The sequence below is a fragment of the Sphingomonas sp. Leaf230 genome, from assembly GCF_001421745.1.
Classification (GTDB): Bacteria; Pseudomonadota; Alphaproteobacteria; order Sphingomonadales; family Sphingomonadaceae; genus Sphingomonas.
The window spans coordinates 42,917-60,537 of record NZ_LMKW01000015.1 but is presented as its reverse complement, the minus strand read 5'-3'; the positions used below and the strand labels follow the sequence as shown (position 1 = coordinate 60,537).

At 57.1% G+C, this 17,621-nt stretch carries 19 protein-coding genes; 17 read left to right on the top strand and 2 right to left on the bottom strand.

Translation table 11 applies throughout. The annotated features are described in order from the left end of the window. Positions 1–10 precede the first annotated feature (10 nt). The 5 genes from ASE82_RS18580 to ASE82_RS18560 are packed head-to-tail and all read left to right on the top strand — an operon-like array spanning position 11 to position 4,825. A complete protein-coding gene (locus tag ASE82_RS18580) occupies positions 11–1,948 on the top strand; it encodes a copper resistance system multicopper oxidase (protein WP_056066980.1) in 1,938 nt (645 codons plus the stop codon). After that, positions 1,945–3,156 (top strand): copper resistance protein B, encoded by a 1,212-nt coding sequence (locus ASE82_RS18575; RefSeq protein ID WP_056066976.1) that lies wholly within the window; start codon positions 1,945–1,947, stop codon positions 3,154–3,156. The genes ASE82_RS18580 and ASE82_RS18575 overlap by 4 nt, the downstream gene beginning before the upstream one ends. After that, complete coding sequence (locus ASE82_RS18570; RefSeq protein ID WP_056066974.1) at positions 3,147–3,899, top strand: PepSY domain-containing protein; 753 nt, start codon at positions 3,147–3,149, stop codon at positions 3,897–3,899. Before ASE82_RS18575 ends, ASE82_RS18570 begins: the two co-directional genes overlap by 10 nt. A 37-nt stretch (positions 3,900–3,936) precedes the next feature. Then, positions 3,937–4,326, top strand: coding sequence for a DUF305 domain-containing protein (locus tag ASE82_RS18565; protein ID WP_235524805.1), 390 nt, complete (start codon positions 3,937–3,939; stop codon positions 4,324–4,326). Positions 4,327–4,381: 55 nt separating this feature from the next. Next, complete coding sequence (locus ASE82_RS18560) at positions 4,382–4,825, top strand: DUF411 domain-containing protein (protein WP_056066972.1); 444 nt, start codon at positions 4,382–4,384, stop codon at positions 4,823–4,825. A gap of 178 nt (positions 4,826–5,003) precedes the next feature. Here ASE82_RS18560 and ASE82_RS18555 read toward each other — a convergent pair whose 3' ends face one another. Beyond that, positions 5,004–5,375 (bottom strand): hypothetical protein, encoded by a 372-nt coding sequence (locus ASE82_RS18555; RefSeq protein ID WP_156348975.1) that lies wholly within the window; start codon positions 5,373–5,375, stop codon positions 5,004–5,006. A 530-nt stretch (positions 5,376–5,905) separates the two neighbouring features. Between ASE82_RS18555 and ASE82_RS18550 the strand changes: the two genes are divergently transcribed. From ASE82_RS18550 to ASE82_RS18545, 3 genes are all read left to right on the top strand, one after another. Further along, complete coding sequence (locus ASE82_RS18550; RefSeq protein WP_056067055.1) at positions 5,906–6,472, top strand: recombinase family protein; 567 nt, start codon at positions 5,906–5,908, stop codon at positions 6,470–6,472. A gap of 40 nt (positions 6,473–6,512) precedes the next feature. Then, positions 6,513–8,564 carry a putative bifunctional diguanylate cyclase/phosphodiesterase gene (locus ASE82_RS19160; RefSeq protein WP_156348974.1) on the top strand — a complete coding sequence of 684 codons (2,052 nt, stop codon included), beginning with the start codon at positions 6,513–6,515 and terminating at the stop codon, positions 8,562–8,564. A gap of 229 nt (positions 8,565–8,793) precedes the next feature. Beyond that, complete coding sequence (locus ASE82_RS18545) at positions 8,794–9,300, top strand: MucR family transcriptional regulator (protein WP_056066965.1); 507 nt, start codon at positions 8,794–8,796, stop codon at positions 9,298–9,300. A 150-nt stretch (positions 9,301–9,450) separates the two neighbouring features. On the opposite strand, the gene ASE82_RS18540 is transcribed toward ASE82_RS18545, so the two are convergent. Further along, positions 9,451–10,008 carry a hypothetical protein gene (locus tag ASE82_RS18540; protein WP_056066962.1) on the bottom strand — a complete coding sequence of 186 codons (558 nt, stop codon included), beginning with the start codon at positions 10,006–10,008 and terminating at the stop codon, positions 9,451–9,453. A 251-nt stretch (positions 10,009–10,259) separates the two neighbouring features. Between ASE82_RS18540 and ASE82_RS18535 the strand changes: the two genes are divergently transcribed. From ASE82_RS18535 to ASE82_RS18495, 9 genes are all read left to right on the top strand, one after another. Beyond that, positions 10,260–10,469, top strand: a complete 210-nt coding sequence (locus tag ASE82_RS18535; RefSeq protein ID WP_056066959.1) for a hypothetical protein — start codon at positions 10,260–10,262, stop codon at positions 10,467–10,469. A gap of 82 nt (positions 10,470–10,551) precedes the next feature. Further along, on the top strand, positions 10,552–11,322 hold the full coding sequence (locus tag ASE82_RS19635) for a hypothetical protein (RefSeq protein WP_156348973.1): 771 nt from the start codon (positions 10,552–10,554) through the stop codon (positions 11,320–11,322). Between the two features lie 117 nt (positions 11,323–11,439). Next, positions 11,440–13,089, top strand: a complete 1,650-nt coding sequence (locus ASE82_RS18525; protein WP_056066953.1) for an HsdM family class I SAM-dependent methyltransferase — start codon at positions 11,440–11,442, stop codon at positions 13,087–13,089. Then, on the top strand, positions 13,076–13,837 hold the full coding sequence (locus tag ASE82_RS18520; RefSeq protein ID WP_200910756.1) for a hypothetical protein: 762 nt from the start codon (positions 13,076–13,078) through the stop codon (positions 13,835–13,837). The genes ASE82_RS18525 and ASE82_RS18520 overlap by 14 nt, the downstream gene beginning before the upstream one ends. 100 nt (positions 13,838–13,937) lie before the next feature. Further along, complete coding sequence (locus ASE82_RS19630; RefSeq protein ID WP_156348971.1) at positions 13,938–14,426, top strand: hypothetical protein; 489 nt, start codon at positions 13,938–13,940, stop codon at positions 14,424–14,426. Positions 14,427–14,535: 109 nt separating this feature from the next. After that, positions 14,536–14,742 (top strand): antitoxin VbhA family protein, encoded by a 207-nt coding sequence (locus ASE82_RS18515; protein WP_056066948.1) that lies wholly within the window; start codon positions 14,536–14,538, stop codon positions 14,740–14,742. Positions 14,743–14,744: 2 nt separating this feature from the next. After that, positions 14,745–16,328, top strand: a complete 1,584-nt coding sequence (locus ASE82_RS19155) for a Fic family protein (RefSeq protein WP_082441729.1) — start codon at positions 14,745–14,747, stop codon at positions 16,326–16,328. Between the two features lie 133 nt (positions 16,329–16,461). Next, positions 16,462–16,776, top strand: coding sequence for a hypothetical protein (locus ASE82_RS18500; RefSeq protein ID WP_162236768.1), 315 nt, complete (start codon positions 16,462–16,464; stop codon positions 16,774–16,776). A 145-nt stretch (positions 16,777–16,921) separates the two neighbouring features. Beyond that, the gene (locus ASE82_RS18495) at positions 16,922–17,608 is read left to right on the top strand and encodes a DNA adenine methylase (RefSeq protein WP_056066931.1); all 687 of its coding nucleotides are present in this window, start codon (positions 16,922–16,924) and stop codon (positions 17,606–17,608) included. Positions 17,609–17,621 lie beyond the last annotated feature (13 nt).

The window sequence follows — 17,621 nt, the reverse complement described above, 5'->3', positions numbered from 1 at the left end:
AGGAGCTACCATGTCGCGCGTTCTAGACCGCCGCCAATTGCTGCGCGGTGCCACTCTTGCAGGAAGCGGCGTCGCGCTGTCGGCGTACATGCCGGCATGGGCGCAGCCCGTTTCCGCCGGTATCGTAAAGCCGCTAGCGACCGTATCGGGTGATGAAATCCGGCTCCGGGTCGCGCACCAGATGATGATGATTGACGGGCGGCAGAGCCACGCGATCGGTATCAACGGCACCGTGCCCGCGCCGCTTATCCGACTGCGCGAAGGTCAGACTGTGCGACTGCATGTCGAGAACGGTCTGGACGAACAGACCTCGCTGCACTGGCATGGCCTGATCGTGCCGTTCCAGATGGACGGCGTGCCCGGCGTCGCCTTCCCCGGCATCGAGAAGCGCACGACCTTCACCTACGAATTCCCGATCGTGCAGGCCGGCACCTATTGGTATCACAGCCACTCCGGGTTGCAGGAGCAGATGGGGCTCTACGGACCGATCGTGATCGACCCCAAGGGTGTCGACCCGATCCAGTCGGATCGCGAGCACGTGATCGTGCTGTCCGACCACAGCCAGCTCCACCCGCACCGCATATTCATGAAGCTCAAGAAGCAATCGGGCTATTTCAATCGGCAGCAGCAGACGCTTGGCGGCCTGCTCAAGGGCGAGGACCAGCCGCTCAAGGATCGCCTCGATTGGGGCAAAATGCGGATGGACCCGACCGACGTCGCCGACGTAACGGGTTCAAACTACACCTATCTCGTCAATGGGCACGGGCCGCAGGACAATTGGACCGGGCTGTTCAGGCCGGGTGAGCGGGTGCGGCTGCGTGTCATCAATGCGTCCGCGATGACGACCTTCAACGTCCGGATTCCGGGGTTGAAGCTGAGCGTCGTCCAGGCGGACGGCCTCAACGTCCGTCCGGTTGAGGTCGATGAGTTTCAGATCGGCGTGGCCGAGACCTATGACGTGATAGTCACTCCATCGGACGAGCGCGCCTACACGCTGGTTGGCGAGAGCGTCGACAGGTCCGGCATGGCGCGCGCGACGCTTAGCCCCCGCGAAGGCATGGCCGCTGAAGTCCCTCCACTCCGCAAGCGTCCTGTCGCCACCATGAAGGACATGGGTATGGACATGAACATGGACATGTCGGGCGGCGGTTCGATGCAGGGCATGGATCACGGCAACATGCCAGGCATGGATCATGGATCGATGGTCACGACTGGCAAACCCGCCCCTGCGATGGACCACTCGCAGATGGGTCACGGTGCTGCCGGTTCCGGTGCCGGCGAAATGGCCGGCATGGATCATAGCGCGATGCAGTCGGGTGCAACAATGCCCAGCATGGCAGGCGCGCCGGACGCCGCAGGCGGTATGGCAATGGGCGGCATGGCGGGCATGGACATGAACATGCGCGACTTTTCGAAAGCGCCGGGCGTGAAGAAGGGCCCGGGTGTCCAGACCATCTCGCCGATGCCGATGGATCGTACCGGCGACCCCGGTCAGGGGCTGGAGAATGTCGGCCACCGTGTGCTGAATTACCGCGATCTGGTCGCGGTCGATCGCAATCCCGATCTGCGCGCGCCGTCACGTGAGGTGCAAATCCACCTTACCGGCAACATGGAACGCTACATGTGGGCGCTCGACGGTGAAAAGCTGTCCGAGGTGAAGGCACCGATCCCGTTTCTTGCCGGCGAGCGCGTCCGGGTTACGTTGGTCAACGATACGATGATGGGCCATCCCATCCACCTGCACGGCCATTTCTTTGAATTGGTGACGGGACATGGCGCATACAGCCCGAGGAAGCATACCGTCATGGTCCAACCGGGGGGCAAGGTCAGTTGGGACGTGACCGCCAACGAGGGCGACTGGGCATTCCACTGCCACATGCTCTACCACATGCACGCAGGCATGATGCAGGTCGTCCAGGTCCGTTCGGCGAAGGGAGAGGCGGCATGAAGGCGCTGCTTCTCGCCGGGATCGGCGTGCTCGTTGTCGCCACACCCGCCATGGCACAGACGATGGACCATTCGATGATGCCGGGCATGAGCATGCCGGGCATGAAGATGCCGGCGAAAAAATCGGCCGCGAAATCGAAGCCGGCTACCAAGAAGGTCCCTGCCAAGAAAGCCGTGACTAGGAAGGTGCCGGCGAAGCGGTCTTCCCGGCCTCCTGCCGATCCGCATGCCGGACACATGATGCCCGGTATGGACATGAGTGGTGCGAACGCGACCGATCCGCACGCCGGCCACGACATGTCCCAAATGCCAGGCATGAACCCTGCTCCCGCTACTGAATCAGGCGAGCACGCCGGACACGATATGTCGGCGATGCCCGGTATGGATATGGCGCCCGGCCAGACCATCCAGCATGACATGTCTTCTATGCCAGGAATGGCGGCCGTACCTGTCGGTACAGACCTGAAGCCGGGCAACGCTCCCGCACCTGCCCCATCTCCGGTGCTGGCGGCGTCGCGCTATTACGGCGAGGCGACCATGACCGATGCCAACCGCGATCTGCGCCGTGAGCACGGCGGAATGACCTACTACCAGGTCCTGTTTAATCTTGCCGAATATCAGGCTCGCAAAGGCGGGGATGGCTATCGGTGGGATGGCGAGGCCTGGATCGGAGGCGACATCAATCGCCTCACTTTGAAGAGCGAGGGCGAAGGCACGTTCGGCAAACCGCTCGAAGCGGCCGAGGTACAAGCGCTCTATAGTCGCGCGCTTGATCCCTACTGGAACCTCCAGGCCGGCGTCCGCTATGACTTCAAGCCGAACCCATCGCGCACCTATGCGACGATCGGAGTTGAGGGGCTTGCGCCCTATTGGTTCGACGTCGAGGGGGCGGTGTTCCTGTCCGACAAGGGCGACGTGCTTGGCCGAGCCGAAGCATGGTACGACGAGCGAGTGACGCAATTCTTCGTCCTTCAGCCACGCGTGGAAGCCAACTTCGCGGCCCAGGACGTGCGACAGGACGGCATTGGATCGGGGCTCACAGACCTCGAACTGGGGCTTAGGCTGCGCTACGAAAAATCCCGCGAGTTCGCCCCCTACATCGGTGTGTCATGGGAACGGCAATTCGGCGACACAGCACGCTTCACAAGAGCACGGGGCGATGACACGGACGGCTTCAGCTTCGTTGCTGGCGTGAGGACCTGGTTCTGAGGAGCGGCAGGCTCCGCCTTCATGTCGGTGCCAGCAAGCTACATCGCTGGCTGGCACTGATTATCGGGGTGCAGCTACTGCTCTGGTTCTTCAGCGGCTTGTTGATGAGCATCCTGCCGATCGAGCGGGTGCGGGGAGAATATCTCGTTGCGCGCGAGAGTACGACGATGCTCGGGTCGGCTCAGGAGTTCGCTTCCCCGGCATCGGTGTTGGGCGCTGCTCCCGGCCCTGTGCGCGAGCTGCGCTACACGGCCTTGCTCGGACAACCCGTCGCCGAGTTGACGATGGCAAACGGGACGGTCCGGATGCACGATGCGCGGAGCGGTTTGCCAATGCCGCGCATCGATGCACCGTTCGCGATGCGAGTTGCCCGCGCGGCATATCGCGGCCCCGGTGCCCCTGTTGCATCTGTCGTGCTTGCTCGAACGGGGAGCACCGAGTTCCGTGGCAAGTTGCCGGTCTGGCGCGTGCAGTTTGAGGACGCCGAGACGACCCGTGTGTTTGTTTCACCAGAAAACGGCAGGATCGTCGGTGTCCGAACCGGCACGTGGCGGCTTTACGACTTTTTCTGGGGCCTCCACATCATGGACTGGAAAAACCATGAGGACTTCAACACGCCCTGGATGATGGCATTCGCGGCTGGGGGGCTCGCTCTTGCCGTCGCCGGCGTGGTGCTGCTCTACATGCGCTGGCCGCGCCGCAAGCAAAGAAAAATCCAAGGGGTGCGCAACGTGGCCGCGTAACTTTCTCTAGGTGGACCATTACCTCGGGAGAACAACCATGAAGACCATTACCACGATCGGCATGTTAGCCGCAGCGCTCGCCGCCAGTCCGCTTGCGGCACAGAGCAGCATGACCGGCATGGATCATAGCCAAATGCAGGGAATGGACCATTCCAAGATGATGAATGATCCGAGCAATCCTTATGCCGCCTCCGAGATGGACATGCATCAGAAGATGATGTCGGCGAAGCAGGGAGACGCATCGGAGATGTGGACCCGCAAGATGATCGAACATCATCGCGGAGCCGTTACCATGTCGCGCGTGGCGCTTCGGGACGCGAAGGATGCCGACACGAAGCGCATGGCGCAGATGACCATTACGAAGCAGGAAAAGGACATCGCCGAGCTTCAGGGCTGGCTCAAGTCACACGGCAAGCGCGCTCAGTAAGGTCGCACACAGAACCTCGCCCCCTCGTGCGGGGCTTCATCATAGGAGTTTAGCGATGAAGTTTTCGATGCGAAGTGCGATCATCGCCGCAGCGATGATGACCCCCGCTGTAGCCGTTGCGGCCAATAGCATCGCCATGCACCGTGATCCGGGGTGTGGCTGTTGCGAGCAGTGGGCGAAACAGGTCCGTCAGCAGTTCGGCCGCAACGTGCAGATCATCGATGACGCCCGCCGCGATGTGCTTCAGCGCAAGATAGGCGTCCCCGCTGACCTCAGTTCATGTCACACCGCGATCATCGACGGCATGGCATTCGAGGGCCACGTTCCGATCGCCGACATGAAGAGAGCACTCGCCCAGCATCCTAAAGGCGTAAGCGGGCTTGCCGTGCCGGGTATGCCGATGGGGTCACCAGGCATGGAGGTGCCGGGTTTGAAGGCCCAGCCCTACGAGGTGATCGCGTTCGGCTCAGCCGGGCGCAAGGTGTTCGCCCGTCATTAAAAAGGGGAGGCGTGAACGCCTCCCCCTCCAATTACTTCTTCGGCATGCTCGACATGTCGTGGCCGGCATGGTCACCATGCTTGCCGCTCTTCATGTCAGCGCAGCAGTCGGCCGCTAACGTGGCGTTCTCGGTATCGATCTTTGATCGGGAACCTGGCGGATACAGCTAGGCGCTTTCTTACTTAGTCTTTGTAAACTCCCCCCCGCCGTCAGGGGCGACAAGATGCCCGGATGCTTTATCTATGACATAAGCCGCAAGCCCCCCTGCAATTTGTAGCTGACCGTCTTTGTAGATCGCTGGCTGCTTGTTATTGGGATAGACAAATGGCTTTCTGTCGCCTTGCGTAAGGACACGGACATTACTTAACAGGAAGCCGTCGCCGTTACGTTCGATCGTCATCGTATCCTTGACGACATTAACCTGAGCGCCGGAGAAGCCATTTTCGTGGCTGGTTTTGCCTCGTTCCCATTTGCCGACATATTCGTTGCCTGACTGTCCGCAGGCCGTCATCGTCAACAACACAGATGAGATCATCCAACGTCGCTTCATTCTCGCCTCCTTGGGGGAAAAGGATTCAACGCAGGAGGATAACGTCGCCTCTCGATATCCGCTATCAGCAATCGATATTACACCGTCGAACGTCACGGGCAGGCCACGCAATCTCAGGGCGTTTGGGGCCGACCCGTGCTTCTCGAAAGGGAACGTCTAATGAGAATCGGGTGGCCCCGATAACGGTAAAACGTCGCACTGGCCGAAACCGACGTGCTCTCAGGCTTCGAGGGCTTGATTACCCTTTCTCAAATGTCGTTCTCAATGTATGTTCTCAAATGAAGCCATGATTTACGGCAATCTGAGAAGGGCGATACGATGAACGTCGATGACGCACTCCGAGCATACGCTTCTGGCGGTAGCACCTCGAAAGAGACGATGGAGCGGACTGGCCTTAATTACTCTCAGGTACTTGATGGGCTTGGTCGTTTGAACCTTCGCGTTCCGCCCCCGGCCTATAATGGACCCGATGGGCAGGCGTTACGGGAGAGTGCCGAAAGATTTACGGCCTTCCTGAAAGCACAATGACCATGCTTATCGGATATGCGCGGGTTTCCACCCAGGATCAGGATTTGGCGCTGCAAATCGATGCGCTGACGGCTGCGGGATGCGATCGGATATGTACCGATAAAATCAGTGGGGCGAAAACCGAACGACCCGGCCTATCGGAAGCGATGAACCTTGCCCGCAACGGCGATACCCTCGTGATATGGAAGCTCGATCGCCTCGGCCGTTCGATGAAGGGCCTTGTCGAATTATCTGCGGAACTATCGGCTCGGGGTGTCGAGTTGCGCTCACTTACCGATGGGATCGACACCGCAACACCAACGGGCCGCCTGCTGTTTCATATCTTGGCGTCCATTGCTGAAATGGAGCGGGAGCTAATCCGCGAACGGACTATGGCGGGGCTATTAGCTGCGCGAGGGAAGGGCGGGCGCGGCAAGGGGCGGAAGTCGGTTCTGACGCCAAAAAAACGAGCCACGGCCACAAAGCTGCTCGCCGCTGGTGATCGGCCACAAGACATTGCGGAAGCGATCGGGGTTTCGGTCGCGACCTTCTACCGCCATTTTCCCGCAAGCAGCAGGGGGCCAATATGATGCAGACTTACAGTGGTTATGCAAAAGAAAGCTTAACTTAGTGATAGAACTAGCATCATCCGTTCTGGCCGGAGCCTTCGTAGAAGTAGCAGCCGCAGCAACCGTCGGTAATGCTCTGAACGGCATTATTGGTAATCGTGCTGATGCCGCGTTCGTACGATCGGTTCGTGCAATATCGGCAGGCTTCAGGTCGCTAGCTGGTGAGGCAGACCCACAGAATGCCGAGATAATAATACAATCGGTTCACGCCGCATTTCAGCGAAGTTTCGCTTATTTTCTTGAAACGCTTTCCTCACAAGCAAGAGACATATCCGATCGAATGATCGTTATAGATCTACAAAATATATCATCTATCAAAACACATAATCGAGATTATATGCATCCTACTGGTATTGCAGATGCTGTGCGCCCGACCCTGGCCAGCTTGGCCAACGGCAATATAGAGTACGATGCAAGGGCGACCACTAATCTGATCGACGAAGTAATGGCGTGGTGCGAGCTTTCCGCAGGTCCTTTACCTGATCATTTCCGGATACTGATGACGGAGAGAGCACAGAATGGGCGGTTGGCGTGGATTGAAGCATTCCGAGGTGAGCTTGCCAAGGAAATTGTAAATAATTCCGCATATGAACGCTTACTATTGATCAGCAACGTTAGCAGCATTGGTGAAAGCACTTTTTCGATACACAGAATAGCTAGCTCTTTACAAACAGACTTAGCTGACGTTGCCGGCGCTGTCGGGATTGTTAATGATACGGTGGGTCAGCTGGTCCGCATTCAAGATGAGCAATTGTCTCATCTAAGGCGGCTTCGCAGCCTTCTACCGCCAGTCGAAAGCGCATCAGGCCACGATGCTGCAATCCGCGTTCTACGCGCCTGCATGTTTGGCCAGAGCGGTCATTTGATACCGGCAGGCTTCATTATTTTCAGCGCTTTTGCCGGTTATAATGGCTTGGAGCAGCTTAGCAGGGAGCAGCGGCTAGCGCTGCTTCGGGAGATTCACACAAGGCTTATCGAGGTCTTAGGTGATGATGCCTATATAAGCCGTTTCGACGGCGGAGAATTCGATATAGTTATTCGAAATCTTAGCTACAATCTTCCTCTAGAGCTTATTTGCTCGAATTTAATCAAGGAATTTTTGCGGTCGATCAGCATCGAGCAATTTTCGGTGAGTTTGACGCCGAAGATCGGTGCATCAGCTTCTCCGGATCATGGCTTTTCACCTGAATCTCTTCAACGTAATGCAGATTTCGCGCTACGCCATGCGCTTCCCTATGGGGCAGATGACTTCGTAATTTATCGTTCCGCAATCCGCGCCGATGCAAATCACCGAACTCTGTTAGAGCGCGATATTAAGATCGCAATGCAAAACGGTGATTTTGACCTCGTATATCAGCCTATAATCGAACTGGAAAAAGGTTCGATAGTGGGTTTTGAGGCGCTTATACGGTGGATGCATCCAACCCGAGGCATAGTCTCACCGGCCGATTTTATTCCGCTTGCGGAAGAAATGGGGCTTATACTTGATCTGAGCGAATTTATAATTCGGACGGCATGTATGGAAGCGCTACACTGGCCTCCGACCATACGACTTGCCGTAAACATATCTCCTTCCCATTTTAATCTTCAGCGATTGACGATTTTCTTATCAGCTACTTTAAGGTCTTCGGGACTTTCTGCGGGACGCCTTGAACTCGAAATGACAGAGGGCATTTTTCTAAATGAGGGCGACGTAAATCGAAGTGCATTTGATAGCCTTAAGGCTATGGGCGTTCGCATGGCTATGGATGATTTTGGTACTGGATACTCTAGTCTCTCATATTTAAGACATACCCCCCTCGATGTTATCAAGATTGACCGGTCGTTCGTTCACGGGATCGACGATCCGAAGAGTAGTGACACCTCAATCGTTAGCACAATTGTTATGTTAGCGAATACCATGGGCATGAGAGTTACTGCCGAAGGCATCGAGACTGCGGAACAAGCTATTGCTGCGCAGCAGTTAGGCTGCACATTCGGACAAGGCTTTTTCTTTGGCAGGCCGGTTAAAGCTGATGAGGCTCGAGTTATTGCAAGAGGTACGCCTGCTTAAAGTGTACACTTTTGCCTTACGAAGTTGCAGATTTCAGATGACGACCATTGTCGAATTTGACGTCTCCCTCTTATCGGCTGCGTTCAGACGCGTAGCTGTCGTAACATATTTCCCTGCTCAACCATACGGAGTGATACGTAGAACGAGGCAAACAGATGCTTTTGAATGATCTGAGATTGCAACATACCAATCTAGTACCTATAGACGTCACTAGAAATGGAGCCCTACTATGTCGGACACTACCCTCGACCTGAACCCTGTCGAACTCGCCACGGAATTGACGATCGCTTGGTTAGCCAATCCTAACACGCGTACCAATGCTGACGACGTTCCGGCCTTCCTGAACAAAATGTATGAAACTGTTTCGGTGCTGGTCGGCGGAAACGCTGCGACTGCTGAGCCCGAGGCACCTGCTCAAGAATACACTCCGGCAGTGACGGCCCGTAAGTCGCTTGCCAGCCCTGATCACATTATCAGCATGATCGATGGCAAGCCTTACAAGACGCTGCGTCGTCACCTCGCCACTAACGGCATGACGCCAGTGGAATATCGGGAGCGTTATGGCCTGAAGGCTGATTACCCCATGGTCGCTCCGACCTATTCGGAAGCGCGCCGCACGATGGCCAAGAGCATTGGCCTGGGTCGCAAGCCTGGCCCGACGAATGCAGCCAAGGCTGACACAAAGCCCGCTCCGGCTCCTCGCAAGCGCAAGACCGAAGAAGCAGCAGCGGAATAATCTATGGGGCTGGCTTCCTCGAAACAGGGAGCTAGCCCGTGACTACGTGCCATTTATCGCTGACAGAACCGCTATGCCTCGGTCTGGGGATCACTGCGATTTTGGCGCTAGCGACAGATCGGCAGCAGCTCATTTTACATGCTGCTATGGTTACAAATCACTGAATGGAGGGGCAATCTCCATCGCTTTGTAGGGGTTCATCCCTGATTTCAGTCGGCTTAATAGTAGGTGACCGAATTTGATGCTGGCGGCCGGGTCTGGACGCAGCCCGTATTTAATCCGCTCACCGCCACGCGAATGAGCGAAACGTCCGTCGATCTCTTCGTAAACTATCGCCCTATCCGGGATAAAAATTAGACTCTCGCCAGCGCCTCGAGGTGCCGGGGTGACACAGAACATATCCTTCCCACGCCGAACGACCGAATGCAGCACAAACTGACCATCGGTCACTGTCCAGCCTACAACGCGCTTGTTCAACCTGGCGGGATCTTTGCGCTCCATGAACCAAGCGTTGGCGTGACACTCTCCCATCTTCATTTTCATATAATCAAGAACATGCGCCGGATGTCGCGGCACTTCGACCCGGGGCAGCAGCCGTACCTCGGCAACCATACGAGCCTCCCATTCAGTCGGTTCGAGCATCCAGCCTTCGACCACACGCAACATCGTCGTGCGGACCTCCTCCAGATTACGCTTTGCCTCGCCCATTCCGCGCTCCTTATTCAACCAAAGTTGTAGGCCGACCGACGAAAATCACATCTTCCAATCTGTCCAGCTAGCTGTTTGTATCAACGACCCGCGGCAAAACGGCAGCGTTTAGAATGTGAAAGCGAAAATCCGGCACGAGCTGTCCCTTAAAATCAATAATTTGAGATCTCATACGCACAAAACGCAACTGGCAGATGACAGCGTGACAAGGCCGCGATATCCATAGCTCTAACAATTAGGGAGGAACGATCATGGCGCTGACGCCGGAACTCGACGCATTGAAGAAGAAACTCGACACCATCGGATATACGAAACGCACGCCAGGACAGGATCGTATGCTCGCTGAGTTGGACGCGATCAACAACACTATTGGCTTGGAAACGCTCCGGGAATCGACTTTCTCCTCGGTCACCAAGATGACGAGCCCCGGAGATGGTCCGTGCACATGTTGTGGGCGCTGAAGCGGGCAGCATGCCCCCTGTAGGGGAGCCTACTCAGGATACTCTTGATCAGACCGCCAATGCTCCCAGAGGCTTTTGGGGGGTGGAACCGCGCGTCGCGGAAGATGGCACTCCGGATATTAATTTCCGAGTGCTTAAGGTCGGCGCCCCCCGCGATCAACGCGACCTCAAAAACGAGGTCGAACGCGCACTGACGATTTTGAAATCCCTTTACCGGAAACCGGAAGACTCGGGCAAGCTCCGAGAGGCTGTCTCAAAACTTGTTGCGCTCGGACAAGTTGGATTGGTTGGTCCGAACGCATCGCCAGTCGTTGCGTTCGATGCACTCCGCGCGCTAGAATCTGACATAATCGAGCGAGAATCTGGCCCCATAAAGAATCTCTACATGAGAAAACTTGGTGGTTGGGCAGCGCTTTTCGGCGGGATTGGAATACTATCGTATCTTATATGCGAACACCTTCGCTGGCTGCCATTTGACGAATTCTACCGATATCGCCGTGTGTTGCTGGTCTGGTCGGGCGCTATGCTGGGCGCATGGGCCTCATTCGCCAGTCGCAAGGTTACTCTGGCTTTTGCCGATCTCGTCGCGCTCGAAGACGACAAAATCGAGCCTCAGCTGCGCCTAATCTTTACTGGTTCTCTGACCGTAATCTTGGCTCTAATATTTTCTACCGGCGTCGCTGACGTTAAAGTCGGAATGTTTCAGGCCTCCAGCCTAATTCACTCCGGATCGGTTGCACTGCTGCTCGGGGCATTTGCAGGCTTGGCAGAAAAAGCTCTCCCGTCGGCTGTCATGTCACGGGCCACGTCCGTCATAACCGCCGTGACACCCGGTCCGAACCCATCGCGATAACGACTACGGTCAGATTGCGAGATCAGCAGGGTGGAACATATGGAGACCGTGCTGTAAGCAACCTATTCGATGGTTCTCTCCACGCGCGAAGCATGTAGGATACCGGTAAGGGGAAGCATGGATACGCCAGCATTACGAAAAGCACGGGGGGCATTCTTTACCCCTCCCGCGCTCGCTCGCTTCATTGCCGATTGGGCAATCCGCACCGATCTAGATACCGTGCTCGAGCCGTCATGTGGTGATGCCGCCTTCCTGCTGCCGGCGATTGAACGACTACGGAGCCTTGGCGCGTCGCCGGATCTCAAGGATCAGCTCCACGGCATCGAAATTCACGATGCTTCGGCCCAAGCTGCGCTTACGCAGCTTTCGATGCACGAGGCTGAGGGACGGATCGCTGTCGGCGATTTCTTTGACCAAGTGCCGCCGAAAGCGAAATTTGACGCTGTAATCGGCAATCCCCCCTACGTCCGGTATCAGCAGTTCACTGGCGATGCCCGAGCCAAGAGCCTTCAGGCTGCGCTTGCACAGGGGGTGCGGCTGACCGGCCTTGCCAGCTCGTGGGCGGCGTTCACTATCCATGCTTCTCATTTTCTGAACGATGGCGGACGCCTAGGCCTGGTGCTTCCGGCCGAGTTACTCACTGTCAACTACGCTGCTCAGGTCCGCCGTTTCCTCTTATCCCGCTTTGCCAAAGTGCGTTTGGTCCTGTTCGAAGAGCTAGTGTTCCCCAACGTGCTCGAAGAAGTAGTATTGCTCCTTGCAGAAGGAACGGGCGGTGCTCCAAGCTTCGAGGTCTATCAGGCACGCAACATTGCCGACCTCGAGCGTATCTGCGCTGATTCATGGACCGGCTACGCGCCGTCCGGCGATCAGAAATGGACACCCGCACTCCTGCCAGCCGCAGCGCTCGAAGTGTATGCACGCCTGACAGAAGGATCGAACTTTGCGACGCTGCTCGACTGGGGCGAAACCTATCTAGGCGCGGTCACCGGTAACAACGATTTTTTTGCGCTCAGCCGCAGTGACGCCGCACGTCTCAAGTTGAAGGCTGGCGAGTTGCTGGTGATCTCACCGCCCGGTTCCAAACACCTGCGCGGCATGACCTTCAGCCAAGCGGCATGGGAGGATCTCGCCAAGGATAGCAAACGCTGCTTCCTTTTCACACCTGGCGCGAAGCCATCTGCGGCGGCCCTAGCCTATATCGCTACCGGCGAAGAGGCTGGTGTACATCACGCCTACAAATGCCGTGTTCGCTCGCCTTGGTGGCGGGTGCCTCTCGTTGAACGGCCTGACTTGCTGTTCACCTACATGAATCACGATCGCCCCCGGCTCATCACCAACGATGCCGAAGCGCAGTTTCTTAACTCGCTCTACGGCGTGAAGCTGAAGCCCGCAGTGCGGGCGATTGGTCGCGAATTACTACCCGTTGCCTGTCTTAACTCGGCGACCCTGCTGGGTGCCGAGGTCGTCGGTCGTGCCTATGGCGGCGGCATGTTGAAGCACGAGCCCAAGGAGGCGGACCAGTTACCTGTGCCTTCCGCTGCCACTCTCGAAGCGGTCGCGGATGATCTGCGGGCGATCCGGCCTCAGCTCGGGCAAGCGCTGCGAAGCACCAAGCCGCAGCGCGCTATTGACCTTGTCGATACTATCATCCTCGAGCGACACTTAGGTCTAAGCCCCGTGGAGGTTGCAGGCCTCCGCGGTGCGCGCGATCTGCTGTTCCAGCGTCGCGTTACCCGAAGCAGGAGCGAACGTGTCACCGATTGAGAAAACGATTGACGCGGCGCTCCGGAGCTTACCCGCGAAACCCGATGACTCCTCCCCTTCGGACACAAAGAAAGCCTATAGCGAGGCAATGTCGGCTGCCATCGCCAACACAATTGGTGCCGAGCTGCGACGTCGCGGTTGCAAGGAAGCTCGCCCGGCCGAACCTGGGGAGTTGGGCGGATCAGGTGCCGAACGTCGGATGGCCGGTGGCATTGGCGCCAAGAAGGTCGATGTGACTTGGGCAACCGAAGAATCTGGCCTGCTGCTTGGCATATCGATCAAGACAATCAATTTCCGCGACAGCCGCGCCCGCAATTTCCAAAAGAACCTCACCAACCGGCGTGGCGACATGCTGATCGAAGCAGTCACGCTCCACCGGCGGTTTCCCTATGCCGTCTTGGCAGGCCTGTTCTTCCTCGACGCCGGTGCCGAGCATGATCACGTCCGGGAAGGCGGTGCTACGCCTCGTCGGCGCTCAACGTTCCTCAATGCCCATCAACGTCTCAAGCTGTTCACCGGCCGGGGGGATCCGTATGATCGGGACGAGCAATTCGAGCGTTTCTATCTTATCTTGGTCGAAGCGAACCCGGCCGCCTCAAGCATTCGCGCGTTCGCTGTTGGCGATCCTGAAACGGAAATTCCGATCAACCAGATGTTGGACGATCTGATGGTACTGGTTGCCGAGCGTAATCCGGATTTTTACGAGTTCAATGACGTTTCAGGGGAGCTGCTCCGCGCAAGGAGCTAATTTTCGGTCCCGGTTGACGACTACCGATTAAACTAAATCCCTCATTCAATGTGAACAGCCTTTTAAAAATCTGTTTGAGTGGAGTCAGGAAATTGTGTCGATGACATGGTATCAATCGCTTCTGGTTTCGATCTGCGGGGGCGTGGTCGCTGGCTTTGTCACGATGTGGTTGTCACTCAGGCGTTTTTATCGTGAGCGATGGTGGCAAAGGCGTTTTGATGGATGTGCTGCCGTAATTGAATCTCTCCATGACCAGAAGCGATATTCGGATATTCTTTGGGGCGAGGAGGCTGAGGGTAAAGAGTACGACGCTGACTTTAAGAACGCTGCGGCTATTCGATCGGGGGATGGAGCACGTCTCATTCGGCGCTATGCTGATCTTGGATCTCTCGCTTTGCCTGACGAAGTTGCGATCTTGCTGACAACGTATTTGAAAGAGCGTGAAGCAAAGCCTCGATTCGATACATTCCAAGAATATCTTGAAGATCAGAAGTCAGCTGAAACCACGCTGCTCTCAAAGGTCGCACCTGCGGCCGTAAAGGGGTTGGGCCTCTCACGGACATGGCGAAACCGAATGCTAGGAACATGAGCGACACACAACCGTACCTTTGGCGGAACCCACGCTGTATCAGACACCTATACATCATAGTCATTGGCGTCTATGATCGTCGCCTGACCGCTTTTGAGGTATTAACGCCATGAACGTCTACCGGCAGATTAAAACCCAACCGATCAGCGCTGATGAAGCGGCGCACCGGCTACGTTCGGTCGATTTTGCGCGGGGCAGCGTGCGGTATGAGGGTTTCACCCTTTCGCCAGAAGTCGAAGCGATTAACCGCCGATATGTAGCCGGCGAGTTGACTAGCGATGAGCATGTAGAGGCGATCAAAGCCCTTTACGTCTAATCGTGGACGTGACCCCTGAGGGTGAAGGTGCGCTAACCTTTGCCCGTATTCGTCAGTTAGAACTCGATCCTGTCGTTGGAACATTTGATGCGGCGCATTTGCGCGAAGTCCATCGGCGCATCTTTCAAGATCTCCCGCACCATAATCCGGGAAAATACCGCCCCGACGCGCCATCGCACGGCAAGGAACGTCGGCTCGAATCTGAGCCAGTCTTTCCACATAGGGTCGAATATGCCCTTCGTCCCGAAGTGGACGCGCGATTAGATGCAGTGCTGAGTGAGCTACGCGGGGGTGACACTCTTAAAGGGCTTTCGACAGTCGATTTTGCCGACGCAATGGCGAAGCTCTATGGCGATCTCGACCATCTGCACCCCTTCTCAGAAGGGAACAGCCGCACACTTCGCACCTTCACGAAGCAACTCGCTGATCACACCGGACACAGTCTTGATTGGAGTACCACCAACGCGACCGCGGTAACGCGAGACGCGCTCTACAAAGCGCGTGATGTAGAGGTTTTGCGGCGAACATATCCAGATATCGATGCCATTAGCCCGTCTCAACACGAAGACGATCGGCGTTTACTCAAGGCTCGTGAGACGCTTCAACGGTTCAACGGTGTAGATCGGCTCAGCGAGATTATCCGCCAGTCCGCGGAACACGGCCCTGCGGCGTTATCTGGAATCCGTACCGCAACGGTTGGTGAAGCGGAAACGGAGATCACAGCGCTACTGCCTGCTGCTCGGCGGCAAGCTGCAACCCTCGAAGAAGCGGCGCGTATCGCGGCACTCCGGAACCGTTCCCTAACGCCGGCACATTCACAAACGGTCGCGCGCAAGGCAACGCTCGATGGCGAGCAAGCCCCCGATCGGCTGCTGGCTGCTCTGGGCGCTAGGGGTGAGGCCAATGTCACCTTCAATTACGTGCCCGGTGCAACAGCGCTGGATCGCGTACTCTCCTATCAGGAGAGCATGAAACGCCAGTTGGATAACCAACAAAAGGATTCACGAAATGGACCGGCCCCGGAAGACGCCAATCAAACCCGCGGACAAGAACCCCGCTCCGAAATTCTCGATGTTCGAGGACGCGATGCTGGACACCGTTCGGAACCTCAACCGGAGCGAGACACTACGAAAGGAAGTCGCGTGCAAAATCTCCTGAGCTTGGGTCGGGGGAGCACGTTGGCCGGATTGGCCGAAAAGGTGCCCATTGGTCGCTCAATCCCTGACGGCGCTGAACAGGTCGTCGTGATGAACGGAAGCCGGCTCCACGAACGCCGGTATGAAGGCAAATGGGAGGTCCAGAAGTCGGACCCTCAAGGCATGTTGCCTAAGGGCGTCTTCCGCCTCGATACCGCAGCCCCGGCGAAAACCGACAATGGCGCGACCTATGCCGGCTCGATCGTGCATGTCAGCGCCAAGGGCGTGTATCAGATCTACGGGAACGGCGTAGCTTGCCACGATCCTACTGCTTTCCAACAGGTGCCGAAAGTGGGGGATAGTCCGAAGATTGAATATGCGAACGGTCGCGCGACAGTCGCCGGCCGGGATCTCCCGCCCGCCTCGCAAACCAAGGGGAGAACTCGGTGACACGCCACGCGAGGTCGGCCGGTGAGTTGCGGCCTGAAGCATAGTCACGAATGTCTATGCGTCATCGAGGAAATTCGCCGTGGCACAGTTTGACCTGGCTGTCGGCACAGTAGCAATCTGAGGGAGTAATATGATGCGGAATTATGGAGCGTCGCCTTTCCACGAGACGCTGTTTTGGCCGACGATCGGTATGGCGTGCGCAAGCGTGGTCGTGCTGCTCGTAGGTGGTGGGCTATCTGAACTGTTAGACGACAAGCCGTTGTTTTGGGTGACGCTCCTGCTGTCAGCCGGCTTGTGTGCGCCTTGCTTTGGGATGGTCATCGGCGCGGATACATGCCGGGCCGGCGATGATCCGGTGGAGCGATCAACGCACGGATTCATAATCGGCTGTAGCATTCTTGGCGGCTGTATCGCTGCTGTGGTGGAAGTGGTCGTGAAATTCGTCTGACTAAGGCCCTAATGCCGGGCTCAATCTTCATGGCGTTTAATCAGGGGCGTTGCGGGGGGCTTGCCCCCTGCTGAGAGGGTAGAACGAGACGCCGATCGGCGGCTTGATCGTAGGGAGAGACTTCTCCCCTCGGCGATTTTTGGGAATGGACGATCCGTTGGCCTACATGGGGGCGAAGTCGGGAGCGGGCTCCTATCAGGCAGTCATTGCCAATATGCCTCCGCATGACACCTATATCGAAACGCACCTGGGGTCGGGCATCATCATGCGACGAAAGCCCGCGGCGCTTCGCTCGATCGGTTTGGAAATAGACCCGGAGACGATCGCCGGATTCGGCCATCTAGAGGGTGCGGAATTGCACAACGTCGATTGCGTGACGTTCCTGCGGACATTCGATTTCACCTCGGCCGGCCGAGTGCTGATCTACGCCGATCCGCCATACGTCACGGCGACACGCGGACAAGTTCGCCAGCAACGCTACCGCTTCGATTATACCGACGCCGATCATGTCGAGCTCGTCGACGTTTTAGGCGCGCTGCCAGCCTCTGTGATGATCTCGGGTTATCCTTCCGCCCTTTACGAAAGGCTGTTGCCGGCCCCGCGCTGGCGCTCGCTGAGCTATCAGGTGGGGACGCGCGGCGGACCTCGGACGGAAACGCTCTGGATGAATTATGCGGCTGACGCGGCGCACTGGGCCGATCATGCCGGTGTCGATTTCACCGATCGCCAGCGCATCAAGCGCAAGGCGGCGCGGTGGCAACGCAACTACCGCGAGTTATCCGCCGGGGAACGAATGGCGGTGCTCGCGGCGATCCTCGAAACAGAGGCATAAAACAGTACTAAAA

Bases quoted from the DNA above. Each gene is read 5' to 3' on its own strand.
- ASE82_RS18495 (WP_056066931.1), top strand. From the start codon at position 16,922: ATGGACGATCCGTTGGCCTACATGGGGGCGAAGTCGGGAGCGGGCTCC.
- ASE82_RS18545 (WP_056066965.1), top strand. From the start codon at position 8,794: ATGTCGGACACTACCCTCGACCTGAACCCTGTCGAACTCGCCACGGAA.
- ASE82_RS18515 (WP_056066948.1), top strand. From the start codon at position 14,536: ATGAACGTCTACCGGCAGATTAAAACCCAACCGATCAGCGCTGATGAA.
- ASE82_RS19630 (WP_156348971.1), top strand. From the start codon at position 13,938: ATGACATGGTATCAATCGCTTCTGGTTTCGATCTGCGGGGGCGTGGTC.
- ASE82_RS18540 (WP_056066962.1), bottom strand. From the start codon at position 10,008: ATGGGCGAGGCAAAGCGTAATCTGGAGGAGGTCCGCACGACGATGTTG.
- ASE82_RS18555 (WP_156348975.1), bottom strand. From the start codon at position 5,375: ATGAAGCGACGTTGGATGATCTCATCTGTGTTGTTGACGATGACGGCC.
- ASE82_RS18500 (WP_162236768.1), top strand. From the start codon at position 16,462: ATGCGGAATTATGGAGCGTCGCCTTTCCACGAGACGCTGTTTTGGCCG.
- ASE82_RS18565 (WP_235524805.1), top strand. From the start codon at position 3,937: ATGAAGACCATTACCACGATCGGCATGTTAGCCGCAGCGCTCGCCGCC.
- ASE82_RS18580 (WP_056066980.1), top strand. From the start codon at position 11: ATGTCGCGCGTTCTAGACCGCCGCCAATTGCTGCGCGGTGCCACTCTT.
- ASE82_RS18525 (WP_056066953.1), top strand. From the start codon at position 11,440: ATGGATACGCCAGCATTACGAAAAGCACGGGGGGCATTCTTTACCCCT.
- ASE82_RS18535 (WP_056066959.1), top strand. From the start codon at position 10,260: ATGGCGCTGACGCCGGAACTCGACGCATTGAAGAAGAAACTCGACACC.
- ASE82_RS18560 (WP_056066972.1), top strand. From the start codon at position 4,382: ATGAAGTTTTCGATGCGAAGTGCGATCATCGCCGCAGCGATGATGACC.
- ASE82_RS18575 (WP_056066976.1), top strand. From the start codon at position 1,945: ATGAAGGCGCTGCTTCTCGCCGGGATCGGCGTGCTCGTTGTCGCCACA.
- ASE82_RS18550 (WP_056067055.1), top strand. From the start codon at position 5,906: ATGCTTATCGGATATGCGCGGGTTTCCACCCAGGATCAGGATTTGGCG.